This window comes from Pseudarthrobacter sp. ATCC 49987, from assembly GCF_009928425.1.
In the GTDB taxonomy this organism is placed as follows: Bacteria; Actinomycetota; Actinomycetes; order Actinomycetales; family Micrococcaceae; genus Arthrobacter.
In genome coordinates this window covers 191,679-215,314 of the sequence record NZ_JAABNS010000001.1, presented here as the reverse complement: position 1 = coordinate 215,314, position 23,636 = coordinate 191,679, and the positions used below count along the sequence as shown (strand labels likewise).

Annotated in this window: 19 protein-coding genes; 13 read left to right on the top strand and 6 right to left on the bottom strand. The window is 67.1% G+C overall.

Annotated elements, in window-relative coordinates; genetic code table 11:
* Nucleotides 1-284: 284 nt before the first annotated feature.
* Nucleotides 285-3,383: a PKD domain-containing protein gene (locus GXK59_RS20385; RefSeq protein WP_202129037.1), complete on the top strand. Its 3,099-nt coding sequence runs from the start codon at nt 285-287 to the stop codon at nt 3,381-3,383.
* A 106-nt stretch (nt 3,384-3,489) separates the two neighbouring features.
* Here the strand turns inward: GXK59_RS20385 and GXK59_RS00995 are convergent, their stop codons facing one another.
* Nucleotides 3,490-4,269 carry an SDR family NAD(P)-dependent oxidoreductase gene (locus GXK59_RS00995; RefSeq protein WP_160668914.1) on the bottom strand — a complete coding sequence of 260 codons (780 nt, stop codon included), beginning with the start codon at nt 4,267-4,269 and terminating at the stop codon, nt 3,490-3,492.
* A gap of 84 nt (nt 4,270-4,353) precedes the next feature.
* Here GXK59_RS00995 and GXK59_RS00990 point away from each other — a divergent pair, with 84 nt between their 5' ends.
* From GXK59_RS00990 to GXK59_RS00975, 4 genes are all read left to right on the top strand, one after another.
* A complete protein-coding gene (locus tag GXK59_RS00990) occupies nt 4,354-4,959 on the top strand; it encodes a TetR/AcrR family transcriptional regulator (protein ID WP_160663638.1) in 606 nt (201 codons plus the stop codon).
* Between the two features lie 239 nt (nt 4,960-5,198).
* Nucleotides 5,199-5,741 (top strand): TspO/MBR family protein, encoded by a 543-nt coding sequence (locus tag GXK59_RS00985; RefSeq protein WP_237393728.1) that lies wholly within the window; start codon nt 5,199-5,201, stop codon nt 5,739-5,741.
* 216 nt (nt 5,742-5,957) lie between these two features.
* Complete coding sequence (locus GXK59_RS00980) at nt 5,958-6,314, top strand: YidH family protein (protein ID WP_237393955.1); 357 nt, start codon at nt 5,958-5,960, stop codon at nt 6,312-6,314.
* A 2-nt stretch (nt 6,315-6,316) separates the two neighbouring features.
* On the top strand, nt 6,317-6,664 hold the full coding sequence (locus GXK59_RS00975; RefSeq protein WP_160663634.1) for a DUF202 domain-containing protein: 348 nt from the start codon (nt 6,317-6,319) through the stop codon (nt 6,662-6,664).
* Between the two features lie 65 nt (nt 6,665-6,729).
* Here GXK59_RS00975 and GXK59_RS00970 read toward each other — a convergent pair whose 3' ends face one another.
* Nucleotides 6,730-8,727: an ATP-binding protein gene (locus GXK59_RS00970; RefSeq protein WP_160663632.1), complete on the bottom strand. Its 1,998-nt coding sequence runs from the start codon at nt 8,725-8,727 to the stop codon at nt 6,730-6,732.
* A 501-nt stretch (nt 8,728-9,228) separates the two neighbouring features.
* Here GXK59_RS00970 and GXK59_RS00965 point away from each other — a divergent pair.
* Nucleotides 9,229-10,047, top strand: coding sequence for a glycoside hydrolase family 16 protein (locus GXK59_RS00965; protein ID WP_160663630.1), 819 nt, complete (start codon nt 9,229-9,231; stop codon nt 10,045-10,047).
* Between the two features lie 6 nt (nt 10,048-10,053).
* On the opposite strand, the gene galT is transcribed toward GXK59_RS00965, so the two are convergent.
* The 3 genes from galT to GXK59_RS00950 form a co-directional block, all read right to left on the bottom strand.
* Nucleotides 10,054-11,172 (bottom strand): galactose-1-phosphate uridylyltransferase, encoded by a 1,119-nt coding sequence (gene galT, locus GXK59_RS00960; protein ID WP_160663628.1) that lies wholly within the window; start codon nt 11,170-11,172, stop codon nt 10,054-10,056.
* Nucleotides 11,173-11,277: 105 nt separating this feature from the next.
* Entirely contained in the window at nt 11,278-12,009 is a 732-nt protein-coding gene (locus GXK59_RS00955) for an ABC transporter ATP-binding protein (protein ID WP_160663626.1), read from the bottom strand.
* A gap of 78 nt (nt 12,010-12,087) precedes the next feature.
* The gene (locus GXK59_RS00950) at nt 12,088-13,221 is read right to left on the bottom strand and encodes an ABC transporter permease (RefSeq protein WP_160663624.1); all 1,134 of its coding nucleotides are present in this window, start codon (nt 13,219-13,221) and stop codon (nt 12,088-12,090) included.
* Nucleotides 13,222-13,724: 503 nt separating this feature from the next.
* Between GXK59_RS00950 and GXK59_RS00945 the strand changes: the two genes are divergently transcribed.
* Both GXK59_RS00945 and GXK59_RS00940 read left to right on the top strand, forming a co-directional pair.
* A complete protein-coding gene (locus GXK59_RS00945; protein WP_160663622.1) occupies nt 13,725-15,134 on the top strand; it encodes an NAD(P)-binding domain-containing protein in 1,410 nt (469 codons plus the stop codon).
* 207 nt (nt 15,135-15,341) lie between these two features.
* Complete coding sequence (locus GXK59_RS00940; protein WP_160663621.1) at nt 15,342-16,589, top strand: MFS transporter; 1,248 nt, start codon at nt 15,342-15,344, stop codon at nt 16,587-16,589.
* Between the two features lie 29 nt (nt 16,590-16,618).
* Here GXK59_RS00940 and GXK59_RS00935 read toward each other — a convergent pair whose 3' ends face one another.
* Entirely contained in the window at nt 16,619-17,521 is a 903-nt protein-coding gene (locus tag GXK59_RS00935) for a LysR family transcriptional regulator (protein ID WP_160663619.1), read from the bottom strand.
* A 113-nt stretch (nt 17,522-17,634) separates the two neighbouring features.
* Between GXK59_RS00935 and mdlC the strand changes: the two genes are divergently transcribed.
* The 5 genes from mdlC (at nt 17,635) to GXK59_RS00910 (ending at nt 23,502) form a co-directional block, all read left to right on the top strand.
* A complete protein-coding gene (gene mdlC, locus GXK59_RS00930; protein ID WP_160663617.1) occupies nt 17,635-19,239 on the top strand; it encodes a benzoylformate decarboxylase in 1,605 nt (534 codons plus the stop codon).
* A 23-nt stretch (nt 19,240-19,262) separates the two neighbouring features.
* Nucleotides 19,263-20,744, top strand: a complete 1,482-nt coding sequence (locus tag GXK59_RS00925; protein ID WP_160663615.1) for a benzaldehyde dehydrogenase — start codon at nt 19,263-19,265, stop codon at nt 20,742-20,744.
* A gap of 200 nt (nt 20,745-20,944) precedes the next feature.
* Nucleotides 20,945-22,240, top strand: a complete 1,296-nt coding sequence (locus GXK59_RS00920) for a cation:proton antiporter domain-containing protein (RefSeq protein WP_160663613.1) — start codon at nt 20,945-20,947, stop codon at nt 22,238-22,240.
* A gap of 398 nt (nt 22,241-22,638) precedes the next feature.
* Nucleotides 22,639-22,842 (top strand): hypothetical protein, encoded by a 204-nt coding sequence (locus GXK59_RS00915; protein ID WP_160663611.1) that lies wholly within the window; start codon nt 22,639-22,641, stop codon nt 22,840-22,842.
* A 372-nt stretch (nt 22,843-23,214) separates the two neighbouring features.
* Nucleotides 23,215-23,502 carry an FAD/NAD(P)-binding oxidoreductase gene (locus tag GXK59_RS00910; protein ID WP_237393727.1) on the top strand — a complete coding sequence of 96 codons (288 nt, stop codon included), beginning with the start codon at nt 23,215-23,217 and terminating at the stop codon, nt 23,500-23,502.
* The last annotated feature ends 134 nt before the right edge of the window (nt 23,503-23,636 follow it).

Below are 23,636 nucleotides of genomic sequence, written 5' to 3'. Positions count from 1 at the left end.
AAGTTGCGACGGGGCTTCGGGTTCAGGGGGAAACGGGATTCTGGGCGCAGTTCAACTGACGCCCAGGGGGCATATCGCGTATTCCATGAAAGGTCTTTCTCCGCCAGGAAAGACATAAGAATCTCAACTAAGGAAAATTGCTCTTTTCACTTCCCGAAAGAGTGGCTAGCATCACCTCGTCGGGAAACATCTGCAAACTCACCATGGAAACGGCGATAAAACGCATGAAAGAAACGGCGATCAAGATGAAACGTACAGTCCGCTGGCTTAGCCAGAGCCTGGTAATGGCATTAGTCGTGGCCGGGGGCCTGCTCGGAATCTCAGGCAGCGCTTCGGCGGCCGCCGACTACGGTTATCCCAGCATCAGCTACACCGGAGTGAGCAACCCGCCAACCTCGGACAAGCCGCAGAGCAAGCTCTGGTACAACGGCGGATCGTGGTGGGCCGATATGTGGACCTCCGGTACGGGCTGGCAAATCTACCGGCTGGACGTCCCCACGAAGGCCTGGGTCAGCACCGGCATCACGAACGACACCCGGGCCAGCACGCTGGCGGACACCCTCTGGGATGGCACCCACCTCTACATCGCCTCCCATGTAGTGACAGTGTCCGGTGATACATCGCCCAAGGCCTCGGTCTCGGGGCAGCCGGCCAAGCTGTACCGCTACAGCTACTCCGGGGGAACGTTCACGTTGGACAGCGGCTTCCCGACCACCATCATGAACAACAGCAGCGAGTCGATGACGATCGACCAGGACAGCACAGGCGCCATCTGGGCGACCTGGACCCAGGTCTCCGGCAATTCGACCAGCGGCTTCACCAACACCGTCTACGTCAACCGCTCCGCAGCGGGCGGGACCAGCTGGGATTCCCCGTTCGTTATTCCGGTCACCAACCCGAACCCCGCACCGGATGACATTTCCGCGGTGGTGGCCTACGGCGGCAACAAGATCGGAGTCATGTGGAGCGACCAGCTCGCAGGCTCCGTGCGCTGGGCGACCCGCACCGATGGGACCAGCCCCACGGCGACCTCCTCGTGGAAGGTCCAGGATGCCGTCAAGGGCAACAAGCTGGCCGACGATCATCTGAGCGTCAAGACGCTTCAGTCCGACAGCACCGGCCGGGTGTTCGCTGCGATCAAGACCGGCCTCAACGACACGTCGAGCAACCAGAGCCTGGCGCAGTTGCTGCTGGTGGTTTTCAAGCCCGGAACGGGCTCGTTCTCGCAATCAACGATCGCCACGATCGGGGACTGCGTTTCCCGCCCGCAAATCATCCTGGATACGCAGAACAACACCGTGCATGCCTTCCACACGGCGCCCGGCACCGGCGTCAGCGGCTGCGCCTACTCCGGCATCCCCGGCGCCATCTATGAGAAGACGGCGTCCATGGACAATCCGGTCTTCCCGACCGGGCGCGGCACACCGGTCATCCAGGACGGATCGTCCGCCAACATGAACGACGTGACCACCAGCAAGCAGAGCGTGAACAGCACGACCGGCCTGGTGGTCCTGGCCAGCAACAACGTGACCAAGCGCTATTGGTTCTCCTACCGGACCCTGGGGGGAAGCACACCGCCCCCGCCGGCAGCACCGGTGGCCTCGTTCACCGCGTCTCCGACGTCGGGCACCGCACCCTTGGACGTGGCCTTCTCTGACACGTCCACGGGTTCACCGACCTCCTGGGCCTGGACCTTCGGGGACGGCGGGACCTCCACCACGCAGAATCCGTCGCACACCTACTCCACCGCCGGCACCTACACCGCGACCCTGACCGCGACCAACGCCGGAGGCTCGACGTCGGCCAGCAAGACCATCACGGTCAGCCCGGGCACCACCCCGCCGCCGACATCAGGGATCACCGTCGGCGCCTCCACCACGACGAACAACACCACGGCCACCACCACCGTCACGCTGAACAAACCTTCCGGAACGGCAGCGGGCGATGTCCTGGTAGCTTCATTCACGGCGGACAAGAACCCGACAGCCAGCACCCCGTCGGGCTGGACCCCGATCGTCAACACCCTCAACATCGGCAGCGGCGCCCGGGTGTTTGCGTACTACCGGGTCGTCGGTTCCTCTGACCCGGCAAGTTACAGCTGGACGCTGAGCACCGCGGTGAAGTGGGGTGGCGGCGTCACTGCCTACCGGGGTGTCAACAACAGCACCCCGCTGGACAGCAGCGTTGTCACGGCCGCGAACACCACCTACACGGCGACCAGCATCGCAGCCCCCAGCGTCACCACGGCGAGCAACAACGCGATGCTGATCGGCGGCGTCGGCTTCGACAGCTCCTCACCAGCGGCCACCGCCCCAAGCGGCTGGACCGAACGCTGGGAAGCCGCCGACGCACAGATCGCTGAACTGGCAGACAAGACGCAAGCCACCGCGGGCGCCAGCGGCACAGCCACCTGGACATTCACCGCAAAAGCCGTCGCAGTCTGGCGGACAGCGCTGAAACCAGGCGCCAGCACGGGAGGGACCACTCCCCCGCCCCCGCCGGCAGCCCCGGTGGCCTCGTTCACCGCGACGCCGACGTCAGGCACCGCACCACTGGGCGTTAGCTTCACTGACACGTCGACGGGTTCACCGACCTCCTGGGCCTGGGCGTTCGGGGACGGCGGGACCTCCACCGCCCAAAATCCCTCGTACACCTACACCACGGCCGGCACCTACACCGCGACACTGACCGCCACCAACGCCGGAGGCTCGACGTCGGCCAGCAAGACCATCACGGTCAGCCCGGGCACCACCCCGCCGCCGACATCAGGGATCACCGTCGGCGCCTCCACCACGACGAACAACACCACGGCCACCACCACCGTCACGCTGAACAAACCTTCCGGAACGGCAGCGGGCGATGTCCTGGTAGCTTCATTCACGGCGGACAAGAACCCGACAGCCAGCACCCCGTCGGGCTGGACCCCGATCGTCAACACCCTCAACATCGGCAGCGGCGCCCGGGTGTTTGCGTACTACCGGGTCGTCGGTTCCTCTGACCCGGCAAGTTACAGCTGGACGCTGAGCACCGCGGTGAAGTGGGGTGGCGGCGTCACTGCCTACCGGGGTGTCAACAACAGCACCCCGCTGGACAGCAGCGTTGTCACGGCCGCGAACACCACCTACACGGCGACCAGCATCGCAGCCCCCAGCGTCACCACGGCGAGCAACAACGCGATGCTGATCGGCGGCGTCGGCTTCGACAGCTCCTCACCAGCGGCCACCGCCCCAAGCGGCTGGACCGAACGCTGGGAAGCCGCCGACGCACAGATCGCTGAACTGGCAGACAAGACGCAAGCCACCGCGGGCGCCAGCGGCACAGCCACCTGGACATTCACCGCAAAAGCCGTCGCAGTCTGGCGGACAGCGCTGAAGCCGGCCTGACCAGGCCAAGCCAACGGGGCCCTGCTGACAGACAGCCGGGATATAGCAAGAGGACGGCGGCGGGAGCCCTCCCGCCGTCGTCCTCTTTCGTTGTGCCGGCGTGCTGTTAGACCGCCGACCAACCGCCGTCGGAGGCGAGGATCGCGCCGTTGACGTTGGTGCCGTCGTCGCTGAGCAGGAAGGTGATCGAGGCCGCCAGCTGCGCCGCAGTAGCGGGGGCCGGGATGTTCGCTCCCATCAGCGGGCCGAGCCGCTCGGCTGCCAGCTGGGAACCCCACGTGGCTTCGATGTTGGTGATGGTGGCGCCGGGGGCCACGGCATTGAAGCGCAGGCCCTTCGGCCCGTACATCACCGAGGAGTTCTTGGTCAGTCCGATGACGGCGTGCTTGGACGCGGTGTACGCGGCACCGGCGGCCGAACCCCGGAGGCCGGCCTCGGAGGCGACGTTGACCACGGAGCCGGAACCGGCTTCAAGCATCAACGGCACAACGGCGCGGGTCAGCCGCATGAGGGCCGTGACGTTGATCCTGAAGACCCGCTCCCAGGTGACGTCGTCAACCTCGTGGATCGGGGCGAAGTGGTCCATGATGCCCGCGACGTTCGCGAGGGCGTCGACCCGGCCGCCTGCGGCGGCGACGACGGCGGCGACGGTTGCCTCATCAGCGATGTCGCCGGCGACGGGAACCAGGTCCAGGCCGCTGTTCCCGGCGACCAGCTCGTCCAGCCGCTCGGCGCTGATGTCGGCGGCGATGACCTTGCCGCCCTCCTTGGCAACGCGCAGGGCCGTGGCCAGCCCGATGCCCGAGCCGGCGCCCGTGACGATGACTGTCTTGCCGGCGAAGCGGCCCGAGGTGACGGATTCCTGCCATGAAGCTTCGTTGCCCATGATGTCCTTCCGAGTGTTTCCCAGTGCTGACATCTCCCACCTTATGACACGCTGTGTCATTATGAAAGGGTGAATACTGGTGGGATGCCTTCGCAAGACCCCAAGCCCTCCGGCATGCGTTCCGCCGGGCGTCCCGTGACCATCGATCCGGACGCCATCGCCAGGCTCGCGCTGCGGCTGTTCGCCGAGAACGGCTACGAACGGACCTCGATGGAGGACATTGCCCGCGAGGCCGGGATTGGGCGTAAGAGCCTGTACCGGTACTTCTCCAGCAAGGCCGATCTCATCTGGGGCGGCATGGAACCGGTGATCCAGGCCTCTGGGCTCGCCCTCGAAGTGGCCGGGGACGGTCGCGAGGGCGGCGACGGCCTCATGGCGGGATTGCGTGCCGCGGCCATCGCCGGAGTGGCGGCAATTCCCGATCTTTCGGTGTCGCGGGGGCGGCTGCGCCTGATCGCTGAGCATCCCGAACTGGCCAGCCGGAGCTATGATTCCCTGGCGCCCCAGCGCGAGAGGGCTCGGCTCTATCTTGTTGATCTCGGGGTTCCGGACGAGACGGCCGGCTACCTGTGTGCGGCCTATCTCGCCGCGACATTTGAAGCGTGGGTGCGGTGGGCCGCGGGAACGGACCCTGATCCGGTGCCGTACCTCCTGGCTTCAGTCGAGGTGCTGCGGGTGCCGGAGGCCTGACAGACGGATTCCACCGAGGGCAGGGGCGGCAGGTGACGCCGTCGCCAACGCGCTGTCCCAACGCGCTGTCGCTGCGCAAATCACCCTGCGCTGCGCAATTGCGCCCTCGCTGCGGGCATTCGGGTAGCGCTGGGCATTTGGCGCGGCGCCATCCATTTTGCGCCGCGGACGACAGCGACGGCGGCAGGTCCCGCCGTCGCGGGTTTGACGTATGGGCGCCGATTGACCACAGTAAGTCAGTGCTTGCGAACGTTGACACCAGTCTCCCGCGCCCCGCGCTGCCGGTTGACCGGCCGTGGCGGCGGCAAAGCGCAGCCTTGCTCGGCTTCCTGACGATGTCCTGGTGCGTGTCGCTGCTGGGCTCCCTGCCGATCCGGATGAACGGGGACGGCTGGTACGCCGTCGCGGACAAGGCCCCATGGACCCCGCCGGGATGGATCTTCGGCTCCGTGTGGTTGGTGCTCTATGCAGCCATGGCCGTAGCGGTGTGGCTCGTGTGGCGGCAGCGGCGCGTCGACCGGCGGCCGGCGCTCCGGGCCTATGGCGCCCTGCTGCTGTTGAATCTGGCGTGGCCGTTTACGTTCTTTGGCCTGTACCCGATGCTGGAAACCGCTGCCCTGTGGCTGGCACTTCTCGTCATCGGGGGCCACGCCGTGACGGCAACCATTGCCGTCCTCAGCTTCGGGCCCATCAGCAGGACCGCCGGTTTGCTGATGCTGCCCTACGTCTCGTGGCTTGTGTTCTCGGCCAGCCTGAACCTGTATGCGGCCGTGAACAACTGAGAACGACGCGGCCGTGGCAGAAAAATGTGGAATTCTCTCGTCGAGTGACATCCTGAAAGCATCATGACCGCACACGAAGAGGCACACGACACGTCCCACAACGTCGGCGAGGCACCGGGCGGCGCACCCCCGGCCGCGACCGGCACCGGGTCTGAGGCCGGGGCTCAGGCTGAGGCTGTCGGGGAGGTTTCGGGCACCGGTCGGAGTCGTCGCGGGATCTTGGCCCGGGCACTGGCCGGCGGGACCGACCCGGATCCCCGGTTCACGCTCGCCAACGAGCGCACGTTCCTGGCCTGGATCCGGACCTCGCTGGCGATGGTCGCCGGCGGCATCGCGGTCGAGGCCTTCACCGCGGAACTGTTCGACCCGGAACTCCGCAAGACCGTCTCCGTGCTCTTGCTTCTGCTGGGGCTGGTGACGGGCGGCGGTTCGTTCTTCCGCTGGCTCAATGTGGAACGGGCCATGCGGCGCCAGGCTCCGCTCCCGGCGCCCCTGCTCGCTCCGGTCCTGGCCGTCGGCGGCGCCCTCGTTGCGGCCGTGCTGATTGTCTTTGTGATCGGGCGGGCGGCCTAGCCGTGGCGAAGACCAGGCCCGCTGCTGTTCATAACGACCCGGGGCTCCAGCCCGAGCGCACGGACCTCGCCTGGCGGCGGACCTCCTTCACGCTGGTTACGGCGGCCTGCATCTTCCTGCGCTGGGTGCCCCACCACGGCTGGTTTGCCGGCACCCTTGTGGCGGCTTCACTCCTGGTCGCCCTGGGCATCGCCCTCACGCAGCGGCGCCGCTACCACCACCACGCCAGCGGTATCGGCGGGGCGGTGATGACCGCGAACATCCGGGGGACGGCGGCGATTGCCGGCAGCGTTGTGGTACTCGCCGGCCTGGGCATCTACACGGTTCTGTACCTGCCGCTGCAGCGGTAGCCTGGCGGCCATGCGCCAGTGCCGGGGCGCGGCACCGCATCACAATGCCACCTCGGGAGCGTGTTTCAGCTCAGGAACGACAAGTGGATGTCGCTGCCGTAGCGCCGGATGATGTCCTGCTTGGCGCTGTGGAAAGCCTCAAGCTCGCCCCCATGCCCGTGCTGGCCGATGCGCCGCCGGGCCAGTTCGTCCGAGATCACGTCCATAAAGAGTTCGGCGAGCAGCAGCCGCGCTGAGTCTCGGAAGCGCCCGCGGCCGTCGACATAGAGCCGCACGGTCGGTGCGCCGGTGTTGATGATGACCTTGCGTTCCGCGGCGCTGTAGACGGCCCGGTCCGCGCTGTTGTGCAGGTTCCGGAATTCGTAGCCGATGAACAGATCCATACCGTGGTCCCGGGGAACCCGGTGCGCCGCGGGGTGTTCAGCGGGGTGCGCCGCGGGGTGCGCCGCGGGGTGCGCCGCGGGGTGCTCAGCGGGGTGGCCGGCGGGTCGAACAACCGCAGGGTGCGGGGGCTGGCCTTCGCTTCGGTGGGACGCGTGCTCGGCAACCACGATCTCACACCATGCCCAGTAGGCGCCGGCCCGGACGGTGATCTCACCCCGCTCCCCCGCGGCGTCCCCCGTGACCGTCCACTCGATCCGCTGGGTGCCGTCCAACGAACCGACCGGAACGGGAACAGGCTCAGGTTCAATCCGCATCGACTCGGGCAGAACGAGTTCGAAGGTGAGCTGTTCGCCGTCGGGCAACTGGCCTGCATCGACCAGCAGGGCGACGTGGAACGGGTGCCCCGGCTTCCGGTAGTAGAACGGGGTGGTGAACCGCAGGGCGGCCGGTGGTTCCTCCTCGGCCGGGATCCGGCCGGCGGCTTCCGGGGAGGACTCGATGCCCAGGTCCACCACGGCCGCCTCACTCATGTGCTGCAGCAGGCGCTCGATCATCTCGGCGGTGCGGCCGGAGGTGGTGGCCCGTTCCAGGTGCACGAGCTTCTCCTTCTCGTCCCGCACCGCGCTGCCGATCATGGCGCTGACGGCCTGGGAGAACGCTGCCACAAACGGATCCTTGAAGTTCAGCCCTTCCCGCTCGTCGCTGATGACCGCCTTGCCGCGGCCCAGCATCTCGGTCAGCGCCGCGCAGCGGACAGTGCCGAACAGATACTCCGTTCCCACCTGGTTCTCGTACTCGAACAGTGTGCAGTCGAGCGCCGCCATCCCGGACAGGACCACCAGGCCGTTGGTGCGTTCGTCGCCCTTGAGCGTCAGCTCCACATCCTTCGCCCGCTTCAGCGTGAGGGTAAATGGATACTCCCCTCCCTCGTGGCTGAAGCTGCCGGGGCGCTCCGGGCCGAGGAGCGGAATGGCCGGGGGCTCCTGGAAGCGGATCAACTCGCTGCCATCGTGCCCGGTTCCGTGCTGACCGCTGCCCCGGCCAGGCACCAGCTCCACCGTCCGGCGGTCCAGCACGTCACGCAGATAGATGTTGTCCGAGAGGGACTGCAGCAGGGTTGCGTGCTGGGTGATCGTGACGTGGGGATTATCGACGACGACGGTCACCCGGGTGCCGCTCTCGGCGACGCCCGCGGGAATGCCGAGGCGGGCGTAGTCGGCGGGAAACGCACGGCGGTCCTCCTCGCCGTCGTCGTAGAGGTAGCCGCCGTTCTCGCCGCGGAAGACGTCGATGCGGGTGAACCGGCCGTCCTTGATGGTCTCGATCCAGCCGTGACCCAGGCCGAAGATGGCCTGCTTGAGTCCGCGACCGAAGTATCCGCGGCCGTTGCCCTCGCCGCGGGAGAGCGGGCTGTGCGCGCCGCCGTAGGTGAGGATGCGGGCGGCCTCTTCGAAGGACATGCCCTCCGCCTGGTCAGTCACCATGAGCACGGCACCGGTGTAGTGCCGCTCGTAGCCGACGTGGATGCTGCCGGTCACGGGCGCCCCGGTTTTCTCCAGCCGGGCGTAGCTGTCGTCGCTGTTGGTGATGAGCTCCACCAGCGCCTTCTCCACGGAAGCGAACCGGCGGGAGTCGATCCCGATCACCCGCTGGTCAACCTGGATTTCGGCAACCGTCATGGCGTCTCCCTCACTCGCAACCCCGCTGTTGCACTAGCTGCCGTCGCCGGACGGTGCCGATAGCTGGAGCCTAGCAGTTTGGTGGGGTGTGGGCTCGGAACAATGTCCAGCTTCAGTGGCTGGCTCTTATCAAGTAATCCGGGACGCCGAAACGCGAGTAGGAAGCCAATAGACGAGTAGCCGGTACTCCTGACCTGCGGCAAGGCCGCCTATAGCCTGAGCGCAAGAAGAGGATCAGGCCGCCTGCCGAGTCGTAAACGGAAGGACCATCGTGCAACCAGCCACAGCGCCCGGTGCCACGGGGTGGGCACCGGCCGACGGGGGACCACAGCATCGGCAGCATTCGGTCCTGGCCCCGACCCGAGGCGTGGCTTTTCCATGAAGGGCCGTTCTATGCAGGGGCTGTGCTGCTTTCTCATCCTGGCCGGGCTGGCAGGGAGTGCACCTATTACAGAATCTGCTGCAGCCGATCCCGCGTCCTCCGGCGCCTCAGGAACCGGCATGGCGGCGGACTCGCCGTCCTCCGATCGCGGGGCTGGCATCCCGGCGGAAGCCCCTGCTCCTGACACTGGGGCAGACACTTCCGGCGACGCCTCCTCCGGCAATCCCGCTGGAACTGATGCGCTGACAGTCACGCCGGTCCTGGGCTCGACGCATACGGTGCCGCTCGGCGTCGACGGCTTGTCGCATCTGATTTTCGACGATGACTTCGACACCCTGAATACAGCAGTCTGGACTCCCTACTGGTTCAATGACTGCATCCCCAAATCGGTGATGAACAACGTCAAGACCTGTTCGAGCAACGTTAAGGTCGCCAATGGCGAAGCAGTTCTCCAGCTCACCGATGCCCAGTCCGGCGCACTTCTCTCCACCAATCCCGAGGACGGCGCTCCCGGCCATGCGGGCTTCGAGTTCACCAGCGGCTACGTCGAAGCACGGATCTACTTCCCGGGAACGTGCAGCAGCGGGATCCCCAACTGGCCGGCGTGGTGGACCGTGGGCCAGCGGTATCCCCGTACCGGGGAAATCGACATAGCAGAGCCCCTTGCCGGTGACATGTGGAGCGTCTATCACTCAGCGGAGGGCAGGAAAAAGCGGACGATTGACGCCTGCTGGGCCGGGGCCTACCACACCTACGGTGTGCACCGGAAGGCCGGAGCCAACGACGTCTACTACGACGGCCGGCTCGTTCACTCCTATCCCACGGTTGACGGAAACAGCCCCCACTACCTGATCCTGAATCTAGGCGTCTCGGCGGGCCCCCGGATTTTCGGCGAGCGGGGCAGCGTGAGGGTGGACTATGTGCGGGTGTGGAAGTAGCCGGCGTCAGGAAGGGCGCCCCGGTTCCACCGCGGCGGCCACCTCCCGCAAGCGGGCGGCGACGGCTTCGGGGGTGGTGTCGTTGATGAAGGCGCCCATGGCGGCCTCGGAGCCCGCCAGGTACTTGAGCTTGTCCGCGGCGCGGCGGGGCGAGGTCAGCTGCAGGTGCAGGTGGCCGGTCCTGCGCAGGGCTGGCTCCAGCGGCGCCTGGTGCCAGGCCGCGATGTAGGGGGTCGGCGTCGGGTAGAGGGCGTCGAAGCGCTTTAGGAGTTCGGGGTACAGCTCCGCCAACTCGTCCCGCTCGGCCCCGTCCAGCGCCGCCAGGTCCGGGACTTCGCGGTGCGGGACGAGGTGGACCTCCAGCGGCCAGCGGGCCGCGAAGGGCACATAGGCGCTGAAATGTTCGCCCTCCAGCACCATGCGGCTGCCGTCGCTGCGCTCGTTCCGGAGCAGCGCGGAAGTGAGGGTCGAAGTGCCGTTGGACGTCGCGGCGTAATGCCCTGCCGCGGCGGCCAGGACCGCGGCGCGGGGCGTCACGTACGGGTAGGCGTAGATCTGTCCGTGCGGGTGGTGCAGGGTGACGCCGATTTCGGCGCCCCGGTTTTCGAAGGGGAAGACCTGCTGGATACCGGGGAGGCCGCTGAGCGCTTCCGTCCGGTGGGCCCAGGCGTCAATCACCGTGCGGGTGCGGCGCCAGCCCAGTTCAGCGAAGGACCCGGTGTGCTGCGGGGTAAAAGCCACCACTTCGCAGCGGCCGACGGCGGGGGCCGAGTCCCCCCAGCCCGGCGCGGCGGGGAGTTCGCTCACATCCGGGCCGAGCGAGGGAAAGCGGTTTTCGAAGACGGCGACGTCGTAGTCCGGGGCCGGGATCTCGGTCTGGTTGGCCGGCGTCGTCGGGCAGATGGGGCATTGGTCCGCCGGCGGCAGGTGGGTCCGCGACTGCCGGTGCGCGGCGACGGCAACCCATTCGCGGCTGAGCGCATCGAAGCGCAACTCGCCCGGTTCCGGGCGGGCGGGCAGCCCGCGGTGATCCACGAGGGATGCTGCGGGCCGCTCGACGGCGTCGTCGTCAAAGTAGAGGATCTCGCGGCCGTCGGCCAGCCGGGCCATGGTGGTTCGCGTCATGGTCTCAGTTGTACACGAGGCGGGAGGGGCGGTGGGACGGACCGGATGGTTCAGTTGGCGCGGGTGAGTCGGGGGCAGTCCTTGGCTTGATGGGGAAGTTGCGTCTCAGACCGTCGTCAGTACGGGGGCGGTGAGCTTTCCGTCGCGCATGGTGGCGACCGAATCGGTCAGCGGGACGAATTCGGTGTCGTGGGTCACCATGACCGTGGCGACCCTGAAGTCGTCGGTGACGCGGCGCAGGAGCCGGACGATGGAGTCGCTGCGTTCGTGGTCCAGGGCGGCGGTGGGTTCGTCCACGAGCAGGACCTTGGGATCGCCCATGAGGGCCCGGGCGATGTTGACCCGCTGGCGCTGGCCGCCGGAGAGCTGGTGCGGGCGTTTGCCCGCGCTGGAGCTGAGTCCGACGACGTCGAGCAGTTCCGCGGCTTTGGCCCGGGCGGCTTTGACGGACTTTCCGCGCAGGTGGTCGCCGATAATGAGCTGTTCGGCGGCAGTCAGGGAGGCGAGCAGGTTGGGCTGCTGGAAGATGATGCCGACCTTCTCCCGCCGCAGCATGGTGAGGTCCTTGTCGCCGAGCCCGGTGGCGTCGGTGCCGTCGATGACCACCAGGCCATGGGTGGGGCGGACCAGGGTGGCGGCTGCAGCCAGGAGGCTGGATTTTCCGGAACCTGACGGGCCGACGAGGGAGACCATCTGGCCCGCCTGCACGGTGAGGTTCACGGCGTCCAGGGCTTTGATGGTCCCGTCCCCGTCCGGGTATTCGAGCGTGACGTTGACGAGGTTCAGGGGGCCCCGGGCGGAGGACCGGGGGTCGAGAGGGCTGGGGGTGGAGGACATGGAGTTACTGCCTTTCGGGAAAGTTCTGGGGGCAGATCGGTAACGCGGCTGCGGACGGGCAGGCCGGCGACGGAGGGCCTAGTTCCCGCCGAGGGCGATGAGCGCGTCGACCTTGGTGACGCGGCGGACGGCCAGTGCCGCTCCTGCCAGGCCCAGGGCGATGATTCCGAGGATGGGCAGGAGCGTGGTTGCGGGGTTGACCAGGAAGGGGGCGGCCTGGGCTGCGAAGAAGCCGCCGAGGAAGCCGATCCCGCCGCCGACTCCGGCCCCGGCGAGCAGGACGATTGCGGCCTGGGTGATGGCGTCGCGCAGGACGTAACTGCCGGATGCCCCCATGGCTTTCAGGACCGCGATGTCGCGTGTCCGCTGGACGGTCCAGACGGTCAGGAAGGCCACGATGACCAGTGCGGAGATGCCGTAGAGGAAAGCCTGCATCAGCGTCAGGGAGCCGTTCTCGCTCTTGTAGGAGCCCAGCGCCTGGAAGGATCCTGTTCGCGAGGCGCTCACGGTGTGGGCTGCGATGTTCGCAGCGGCCTCGTCCACCGAGGCTCCATCCTTGTAGGTGATGACGGCGACGGTTCCGAGTTGCTCCGGGTCCGTGAGGTGGGCCAATGTGGACCAGGTGGGAAGCGCGGTCCAGACGACGCTGGTGTGGGAGTACCACTGGTCCTCCACCACGGCGCTGACGGTCAGTTCGTTCCCTCCGACGCTGGCCCTGTCCCCTGTCTTCAGGGACAGCGCTTTGGCCACGGTCTTGCCGATCACGACGGTGTCGGCCGTTACCCTGGACGGCGCCAGCTGGCCATCCGGTGCGACGCCGAAGACGGCGACATTGGTGGTGCCGGTGCCTGTCCCGGTATACGAAGCCACGGCCTGGAAGCGAGTCTGGCTGATGCCCAGGGCCTCGGCGTTTTGTACGCCCGCACGGTTCTTCCAGCTGTCGAGCTGCGTGGCGGTGATTTCGCTTTCGGTAAAGGAGGCCTTCGGCTCATTGGCGCCCGGGGCCCCAAAGACAATGCCGTCCGCCGCTTTGGATGCGACGCCGCTGCCGTTGCCGGCGCCGAGTTTGTCAATGGCCGACGTCGACTGGTCACCCAGCCCGGCCGTCAGCCCGGAGAGCATGACGAGCAGCAGGGTGATCAGGGCGACCACGCCGCCCATCAGGGCGAACCGTCCCTTGGCAAAGCGGATATCGCGGATAGCAAGAAACACGTTTGTTCTTCTTTCAGTGGGTGAAGTGCGGCCGAAAGGCTCTTAGATCCACTCTCCCGCGCACCTGCCCCGGCGTCATCGCGCCGTTGGTTGATCCGCGGCGGAGGAATGGCTGACCCCCGGGTCAACCATTCGGTTGATCCACCCCTGCCCCGCGGTCCACCGCCCGCGGTCTGCATCATCTCCTTTTGACTTATCCACAGCCCGGATGAGCATAATGCAAGAGGCCCGCCGACCTTATTGGATCGTAGGCGGACCGCTCGGAACAGCCATGCAGGACCACTTTCCTGCTGACGGCAGACACCTATTGCCCCTTCTCCCGCTGCAGGCACAGGCCCGCAGGGATTGACTATCGAGGCCCGGCGCGCAGACGCGCCGGCTGTGTGTCACAGAAGAAGCCGTCACCCGCCGCGCGCCGCCTGCGGTACGGCAGGTATGTTTCAAGACCATATGCCTTCCGGGCGTCGAATCTGATGGAGAAGATCCAACGAACAGGAGTAGGCATGTCAATGCGAGTCGGAATCATCGGGGCTGGCCCCAGCGGTATGGCACAGCTACGGGCGTTTGAGTCGGCACGGCAGGCAGGAGCCAGCATCCCGGAGATCATGTGCTTCGAAAAGCAGGGCGACTGGGGTGGCCAGTGGAACAACAGCTGGCGGATCGGTCTGGATGCCTTCGGCGAACCCGTGCACAGCAGCATGTACCGGCACCTGTGGTCCAACGGCCCGAAGGAGTGCCTGGAGTTCGCGGACTACACCTTCGACGAGCATTTCGGCCGGGCGATCTCGTCCTATCCCCCGCGCGAGGTCCTCTTCGATTACATCAAGGGCCGGGTGGCGAAGTCCGACGTGCGCAAGTACGTGCGTTTCAACACGGCGGCCCGCTGGGTCTCGTATGACGAAGAGGCGCAGGAATTCACCGTAACCGTCGAGGATCTGGTCACCGAGACCACCGAGACCCATGTCTTCGACAAACTGGTGGTCTCCACCGGCCACTTTTCCTTCCCCAATGTCCCCGAGTTCGAAGGCATCGGCGGCTTCCCGGGCGAGGTTCTGCATGCCCACGATTTCCGCGGCGCCGAACGGTTCGCCGGCCAGAACATCCTGCTGATCGGCAGCAGCTACTCCGCCGAGGACATCGGCATGCAGACACACAAAATGGGCGCCAAGTCCGTAACGTTCAGTTACCGCAGCGCACCGATGGGCTTCGACTGGCCCGAGAACACGACGGAACGTCCCCTGGTGACACGTTTCGAGGGCAGCGCGGCGCATTTCAGCGACGGCACCACCGGAGACTTCGACGCCGTCGTCCTGTGCACGGGCTACCAGCACAAGTACCCGTTCCTGCCGAGCGAGCTGTCGCTGAAGTCGCGCAACGTGCTCTACCCGGATCACCTCTACCAGGGCGTCGTGTGGCAGGACAACACGAACCTGTTCTATCTCGGCGCGCAGGACCAGTACTACACCTTCAATATGTTCGACGCGCAGGCCTGGTTCGCCCGCGATGTGATGCTCGGCCGCATCCAACTGCCGGATGCCGCGGAGCGGGCAGCCGACATCGCGGGCTGGCTGGAGCGGCAGGCCGTCCTGGCGGACCACGACGCCGAGGCCGATTACCAGACGGATTATCTGCGCGGGCTCATCGCGCAGACGGACTACCCCGAGTTCGACCTGGACACCGTTTCCGAGCTGTTAAAGCAGTGGATGCGCGACAAACAGGACAACATCCTGGGGTACCGGGACAATGTGCACCGCTCGGTGATGACCGGCACGCTGGCTGGGAAGCACCACACGCGCTGGCTCAATGCCATGGATGACAGCCTGTCCCGTTACCTGCAGGGGCCGTCGGAGAATGTGGACACCGGAGCCCTCGCTGCCCTGACTGCGGCGGCTCCCGCGGGAGAGCACCGGTAGGCGCCAAAACTCCCGCATGAAGCGGGAATTAAGGAGGACGATGGCGGGAACCTCCCGCCGTCGTCCTCCTCGCCCATAGACACCATCTATGAAACGGGCGATCTTTATCTATTGGACTTGTGGCGGGGGTCTCATCAGACTTGGGGTGATAACAACTTCCGCCGGACATTTTCACGTCCGGCTGTGTAAACCAAGGACGTTCACACTATGCACACTCAACGAAAATGGGTCGTCATTCTCTGTTGGCTCACTGTCGTCTTCGAAGGTTTCGACCTCGTTGCTTTGGGCGCCTCCATCCCCACCCTGCTGGACACGAAGCACGCCGGCATTGACCCGGCTGGGGCCACCTTCGTGGCCACGATTTCCCTCGTCGGCGTCGGAATCGGCGCGGCCCTGATCGGTCCAATCTCGGACCGCTTCGGCCGGCGTCTGCCCCTGATTATCTGCGTGGCACTCTTCTCCGTCTTCACCCTGCTGTTCCCGCTGATGCCGAATGTGGCCCTGATGGGCATCCTGCGGCTCCTCGCCGGCCTTGGCCTGGGTGGCTGCATGCCGGTCGCCGTGACCGCCATGCAGGAAGCCGCTTCCAGCAATGGCAAAGCGCACTCCAGCACCCTGACCATGACCGGTTACCACGTCGGCGCCGTCGCCGCGTCGCTGATCGCCCTGCTGGTCGGCCGCCAGTGGGAATGGCTCTTCTATGCGGGCGGCATCCTCGGTCTCCTCGCCGTCCCCCTCATGTGGGCCAAGCTGCCGGAAACGTCCCCTGTCGCCGCAGCCTCGAAGACCGCCGGTGCGCCCGCGCGGACGGTCCGCATCGGCAGCCTGCTGCGCCGGCCGTATCTGCGCATCACGCTGGGACTTTGGGTTGCAGCCTTCATGGGCCTCATGCTGGTCTACGCCCTGAACACCTGGCTGCCGCAGCTGATGCGGGGCGCCGGATACAACGTCGCGGACTCCCTGGTCCTGCTCCTTGTGCTGAATGTCGGCGCCGTCGCCGGCCTGCTGGTCGGAGGCCGGGTCGCCGACCGCCGCGGGGTCAAGGGCACGACGATGTTCTGGTTCGCGGCCGCCGCCGTGCTGCTGGCCCTGCTGAGCATCAAGATGGACAACCAGCTGGTGCTCAACGGCGTCGTTTTCGTCACCGGGTTCTTCGTGTTCTGCGCCCAGGTGCTCGTCTACGGCTTCGTCGGCTACCTGTACCCCCGCCACATCGTCGCCTCCGGTATGGGCTTCGTCTCCGCCGTCGGCCGCCTCGGCGCGATTTCGGGTCCATGGATCACAGGCCTGCTGGTGGTTGCCGGCATCGCGTATCCCTTCAGCTTCTATGTCTTCGCGGCAGCGGCGCTGCTCGGCGTCGCGGCAGTGGCTGTCATCCCGAAGGTCAAGCCCGGCGCCCCGGAGGTTACGGAGGACGCCTCCCCCACGGCCGCCAGGGCTGCGGGCGCCGTCTAGGCCCGAGCCCGGATTCCGGACCCCGTGAGCTAGGGTTCGGTGCCCGGCTCGACCAGCGCCTCGGCCACGAGATCCAGGAACCAGGCTGCGGCGCCGGTGGAGGAGACGGCGGCATCCCAGTACAGGGTGACCTCGAACTGGGGCATATCGAACGGCAGCCCACGGATGGCAACGGGCCACCGCTCCGCCATTCTGGTGGCCATCTGCCGCGGCAGGATGGCCACCATGCCGCAGCCCACCACCACCTCGGCCAGCGCGGTGAAATGCGGAACCCGCAGCGCAATGGTCCGGTCCACCTGCTGCGCCCGGATGGCCTGCTCCACCTGGTCGTGGCCCGCCGCCGGGTCCATGGCGACATGCTTCAGGGCCAGGAAATCTTTCCAGGCGATGCGCGATTCCGGTGCCGCCGCATCCTGTGGCAGCACACAAACGTAGCGGTCGTCGGCGACGATGGTGCGGCGGCCGGACACTTCCAGCGGAACGCTCGCGATGGCGCCGTCGATCTCGCCATGGGCAAGCCAGCTTTGGACCTGGGAGATCTGCATGGGGACCACTTCGAGGCTGGCCCCCGGAGCCTGGACCACCAGTTGCTTCATGATCCGCGGCAGGAAGGCGTTTTCGCCGATGTCCGTCAGGCACAGGCGGAACGTTCTGCTGGTTTGGGAGGGATCAAAGACGCGGTCCGCGTCCACGGCTTCGTCGACGGCGAGCACCGACTTGCGGAACACGGCGGCCAGTTCCGAGGCGCGCACTGTCGGCTCGTACCCGGCGGGACCGCGGACGAACAGCGGGTCATGAAGGGCACGCCGCAGCCTGCCGAGGGCATGGCTGACCGTGGGCTGCGTCAGGGACAGGTCCTGCGCGGCGCGGGTCACCGAGCGGTGGTCATAAATGCTCAGGAACGTACGGATCAGATTAAGGTCCAGGCTCACCAGCCCATCATAGAGATTATCTATGAGGGAGAGTCGATTTATTTGTTTGTCGGCATAGGGGTGTGGATCCTAGTTTTGTAGGACCAGCAGCCCCGGGATAGGAAAGCATCACCATGACCACTGTCAACGACGCCACTTACCAGCTCCTGCGCCAGCATGGACTCACTACGATATTCGGCAACCCGGGCTCCAACGAGCTGCCGTTCCTCGCTGCCATGCCGGAGGATTTCCGCTATGTCCTGGGCCTCCACGAGGGCGTGGTGGCCGGGATGGCGGACGGCTACGCCCAGGCCACCCGTCGTCCAGCCCTGGTCAACCTGCACGCCGCCTCGGGATCGGGCAACGCCATGGGTGCGCTCACCAATGCCTGGTACTCGCACACGCCGCTGGTGATCACCGCAGGCCAGCAGGTCCGCGCCACGATCGGTCAGGAGGTGATGCTGTCCAATGTGGACGCCGCCTCGCTGCCCCGCCCGCTCGTGAAGTGGAGCGCCGAGCCGGCCTCACCCCGCGACGTCGTCCGCACCATCGGCCAGGCCATCCACACCGCAGCCCTTGAGCCGTCCGGGCCCGTCTACGTGTCCATTCCTTACGACGACTGGGCCCAGGAAACCGGACCTGAGGAGGAACATCTGGCCGCGCGCGTGGTCGAACACGCCGGTGAGCTTTCCGATGGCCAGCTCACGGACCTCGTGGCAGCGCTCGACGCGGCCGAGCACCCCGTCCTGGTCCTGGGACCCGACGTCGACTCCGCGCGCGGGAACGCCGACGCCGTCACGCTCGCCGAGCGCCTCGGCGCCCCGGTGTGGGTGGCGCCGTCCGCCCCCCGCTGCCCGTTCCCGACCACACACGCAGCGTTCCGCGGCGTGCTGCCCGCCTCCGTCGACGGCATCACCCGTCTGCTGGCCGGGCACGATCTGATCCTGGTGGTCGGCGCCCCGGTGTTCCGCTACCACCAGTACGAGCCCGGGAACTACCTCCCGGCGGGCGCATCCCTGCTGCAGATCACGTGCGATCCGGGAGAGGCGGCCCGGGCACCGATGGGGCGCGCGCTGGTGGCCTCGATCGGTCCTGCACTGCGCCGGCTGGCCGGGACAGTGGCGCCCCGCGGCGTGCAGCTGCAGCCGCGCCCAAGGCCGGTTCTCTCCGCGCTGGCCGCCCCGGGACCCGACGCTGGAGGCGGGCTGGCCCCGGAAGCCGTCTTCGAGCTCATTAATGACCTCGCCCCCGAGGACGCGGTGTACGTTAACGAGACGACGTCCACAGTCGGGGCCTTCTGGGACCGGATGGACATGCGCCAGCCCGGAAGCTACTACTTCCCGGCCTCCGGCGGCCTCGGGTTCGGCATGCCGGCCGCGGTCGGAGTCCAGCTGGCCGAGCCGGGACGCCGCGTGGTGGCCTTCATCGGCGACGGCTCCGCAAACTACGGCATCACGGCACTTTGGACGGCGGCACAGTACAGGATCCCCGTGGTGTTCGTGATCCTGAACAACGGCACCTACGGCGCCCTGCGCGGCTTCGCCGCCAAACTCAACGCCCTCGACGCACCCGGCCTGGACGTGCCCGGGATCGACTTCGTCTCGCTCGCTGCAGGGTACGGCGTGGAAGCGGACCGTGCCGGGTCGCTGGAGAAGCTGCGCGACTGCTTCACCAAGGCCCTTGCCTCCGACGGCCCCACGCTGATCGAAGTCCCCATCACGACCGTCTCCCCGTTCTGACCCAACCCATTGAAAGGGACATCATGACTGTCTCCGACGTTATTCTCGACACCTTCCTCGATTCCGGCCGCTGGGACGGAAAAATCAACATCGCCGGCTGGACCGAAGGATCCGGCGGAAGCCGGGATGTCATTGAGCCGGCCACGGGCATGGTCCTGGGCCGTTTCGGTGTCGCCACGGCTGCCGACGTCGGTCGCGCCGCCACCGTGGCCGCCGAAGCCCAGCGCGCGTGGGCTGCCACACGACCGGAGGAACGGGCCGCCATCCTGCGCCGCGCCGGCCAGCTCTGGGAGGAGCACGCCGAGGAAATCCAGCGCTGGATCATCCGCGAAAGCGGCGGTATCCCGGCCAAGGCCGCCCTGGAAACGCACATCGCAGCCAACGAATGCTACGAGGCCGCAGCGCTGCCGTCGCACCCGGCCGGAGAAGTTCTGACCTCCAATGAGGCGCGCTGGTCATTCGCGCGGCGCCGCCCCGCCGGCGTCGTGTCCGTGATCGCGCCCTTCAACTTCCCCCTGATCCTGTCCATCCGCTCGGTAGCACCGGCCCTGGCGCTGGGCAACGCCGTGCTGCTGAAGCCGGACCCCCGCACCGCGGTGTGCGGCGGTGTTGCGCTGATGCGGGTCTTCGAGGAAGCCGGCCTGCCCGCTGGCGTTCTCTCGCTCCTTCCCGGCGGCGCCGAGACGGGCGCCGCCGTCGTCGAGGCCCCTGAAGTCCGGGTGGTGTCCTTCACCGGTTCGACGGCGGCGGGCCGCAAGGTGGGCGAGGCCGCGGCCCGGCACCTCAAGCGCGCGCACCTTGAGCTCGGCGGCAATAACGCGCTGATCGTGCTGCCGGGCGCGGACGTCGCGAAGGCCGCCTCCGCGGGCGCGTTCGGCTCCTTTATGCACCAGGGCCAGATCTGCATGACGACCGGCCGGCACCTTGTCCACGAGTCCGTCTACGATGCCTATGTGGCGGCCCTCAGCGAAAAGGCCGCCCATCTCCCGGTCGGCGACCCGGCCAGCGGTGAGGTGGCCTTGGGGCCGATCATCGACGAGCCACAACTCAACCGCATCCACTCGATCGTCGAAGAGGCCGTCCAGGCCGGCGCCCGGATAGCGGCGGGCGGAACCCACGAGGGGCTGTTCTACCGGCCCACGGTGCTGGCGGATCTCAGCCCGGACAACCCGGCGTTCGCCGAGGAAATCTTTGGCCCGGTCGCCCCGGTGGTCAAGTTCTCCACCCTCGACGAGGCGGTGGAACTCGTCAACGCCAACGAATACGGCCTCTCCGTCGGAATCCTTGGCGAAGTGGGCGCAGCAATGACAATCGCCGACCGGGTGCACTCCGGCAAGGTGCACATCAACGAACAAACCGTCCTGGACGAAGCCAACGCACCTTTCGGCGGCGTGGGCGCCTCCGGCACCGGCTCGCGGTTCGGCGGGGCCACGGCGAACATCGAGGCCTTCACCGAAGTCCAGTGGCTCACCATGCGTTCAGACATCGCGCCGTACCCGTTCTAGGACTGGGGGACTCGAAGGCCACGAAGCCGTTCCCCGCACCCGCGCAGCCACGGTCACAGAACAGGGCTTAGTTCTCTGTCGCCGTGACGGGCCGGGCTGTGTACTGAACCGTAGGGCTCGTTTAGTTTCTTGTGTGGCGGAGGGAGCGTGGTCCCTGTGGACGGACCCATCCGGCTGCTCGAATCGGGGGCAGGTCCGTCATGGAGTTGACGACCATCGTTCTCATCGCCGCCGCGCTGTTCGCGTGGGCACTGGTTTCGGCGCGGCTGCAGCAGGCGGACCTGACCGCGCCGATTGTGTTCACCGCTGTCGGCGCGGCCATGGCCTGGTCCGGACTGGTCGACGCCGCTTCTCCCCCGGCAGGTCTCACCCCGATGGTCGAGGTCACGCTGGTGTGGGTGCTCTTCTCCGACGCCGCCCGCCTGCCCCTCCAGCAGCTGCGCCGCGACCTCGGCCGCTATGCGCGGCTGCTGGGAGTCGGCCTGCCGCTGACGATCGTGTCCGGTTGGGTTCTGGCCGCCTGGTTCTTCCCCCAGCTGGGGCTGTGGCTGGCCCTTCTCGTTGGCGCGGCGCTGGCCCCTACCGACGCCGCCCTCGGGGTCCCCGTGGTGACGAACCCGGCGGTGCCGTCACGGATCCGCCAGCTGATCACCGTCGAGAGCGGCCTCAACGATGGCATCGCCACCCCGGTGGTCATGGTCGCGATTGCCGGGGCAGCCGCCGCGGCGGGCCTGGAGAGCGCCGCGGCTCCTGGCAGCGCGGCCGTCGAGCTGCTCATCGGCGCCGCTGTCGGGGCCGCGGCCGGCGCCGTGGGTGGGTGGCTGCTGCAGTTGGCCCGCCGGCACGGGACGGCCGTCGAGGATTTCGCCGGCATCGGAGTCCTCGCCCTGAGCCTGCTCGCCTACACCGCCGCACTCGCCGTGGGCGGCAACGGATTCGTTGCCGCGTTCTGCGGCGGGCTGGCCTTCGGCACGTGCAGCGGCAAACGGGTGCCGGCTGAACTCGTCTTCGTCGAACAGATGGGCGGGCTGGTCTCACTGCTCGTGTGGCTGGCATTCGGCGCCATCGCCGTTCCGACCATGCTGGCGCATTTCGTCCCCCTGACCATTGTGTATGCGGTGCTCAGCCTCACGGTGGTGCGCATGCTGCCGGTGGCACTGGCCTCGATTGGTGCCGGCCTGAACCGGGACACCATCCTGTTCGTGGGATGGTTCGGTCCCCGCGGCCTGGCTTCCCTCGTGTTCGTCCTCCTGGCGCTGGAAACCCTCGGACCAGTGTCCAATGAGGCCGTGGCCGTCATTACAGCCACCGTGCTGCTCAGCGTCCTGGCCCATGGATTCAGCGCCGCGCCGTTGGCCGCCCGCTACGGACGGGCCGCTGCCGCAGCGGGACCGGAACCCGGCGGCCCGGTGCCGGTCGCCCCCGCACCCGCCCGCGGCCTGAGCCGCACGCACACGCCCACTCCCCGTTTTCGACCCAAGCGGGGCCGGCCCTAGTCCGCACTCGAGTCTGACGTCGGCTTTTCTGGACGCGGCGCTGCAGGAAGTCCCAGCGGGCGCTCGAGTTCCGGAACCCATCCTGCAGTCACCTGGCTGTGATGAGACTCACCCGCAATAATCACTATCTGGCTTGAGCCTCGCGCGCCGCGCTGTGCACTATGGAAAGGCAAGGCATGGATGTCAAAACCCCGCCGAGCCGGCCCTGACCACGGCGACGCCACGCGCCGCAGCGGACCAGCGGCAAAAGTTTTACCCATCCTGGTGGACGCAATGAGGCCAAACCGGTGAGCTCGCAGAGCCGCCAACGGTCCCGGAACGTTCCCGGTTTGGCCACACGGCGGCTCCGCATCGGTGCGGCAGCCGGACCTCCGGATCATGAATGGAAGCACTGAACAATGACGTTTGAAACTGCCACCTCTGTAACCCACAAGCTCTGGGACCGCTCCAACATGCACAGCGAGCTGGACGCCCTCGTCCATGACCTCTCGGTCCGCCACAACACCCCCAAGAGCAACATCGCCGTCCACGCCAGCGGCCCCAACACCTTCACGCTCAGCCTGAACCACGGCGAAGCCAACCTCGAGACGGTCAACCTGTAGCAACCACAGCACGACGCAACACCACGACGACGGCGGGAGTCTCCCGCCGTCGTCGTTCTATGTCAGGGGCCGGTCAAAGTGCCCAGCTCCGCTGGCGCGGGCGGGTTGGCGCCAGACCATGAACAGGTGATGACCGCGGGCCGGTTCGCATGCGGCTCGCAGAGAGGCGTCTTCCATGAGCATGCACCACGAGATCCTGATCATCGGAGGCGGCAACGCGGGGCTGAGCGTTGCAGCCCGGCTCCGCCGTGCAGGACGGACCGATATCGGTGTGATCGAGCCGAGCGAACGGCACTACTATCAGCCGTTGTGGACCCTGTCGGAGGCGGTTCCGCCAGCCAAAACGAATCGGTCCGTCCGCAGGCATCCGTCATGCCCCAAGGGGCCGCCTGGCTTAAGGACGCCGCAACAGACATCGACCCTGAGCGGCGCAGTGTCGCACTCGCCTCCGGTGGTTCCGTCACTTATGACTACCTCGTGGTCTCTCCCGGCATCCAGTTGGACTGGGAGCCGGGCATGTTCGGGGTCAAGGTGTTCGCCGACGAGCTTGAGCGGGTGGTGGCCAAGTACGGCGTCGAACTCCGCTTCAACAGCGAGATGACCGCAGCGACATGTGGCTGCTCAAGCGCTTCGGGCTTCCGTTTATGTATTGGAACCTGATCCTCAAGGGACGCGTCTGACGGTCGGCGGCCTGGCGCCCGAGGCTCCGTGCATCTCGGTCTTGACCCGGTACATGTCGTGGTCGGCGGCGAACAGCAGGGCCTTGGCCAACACCTGGTGTTCCGCCGCGTCCG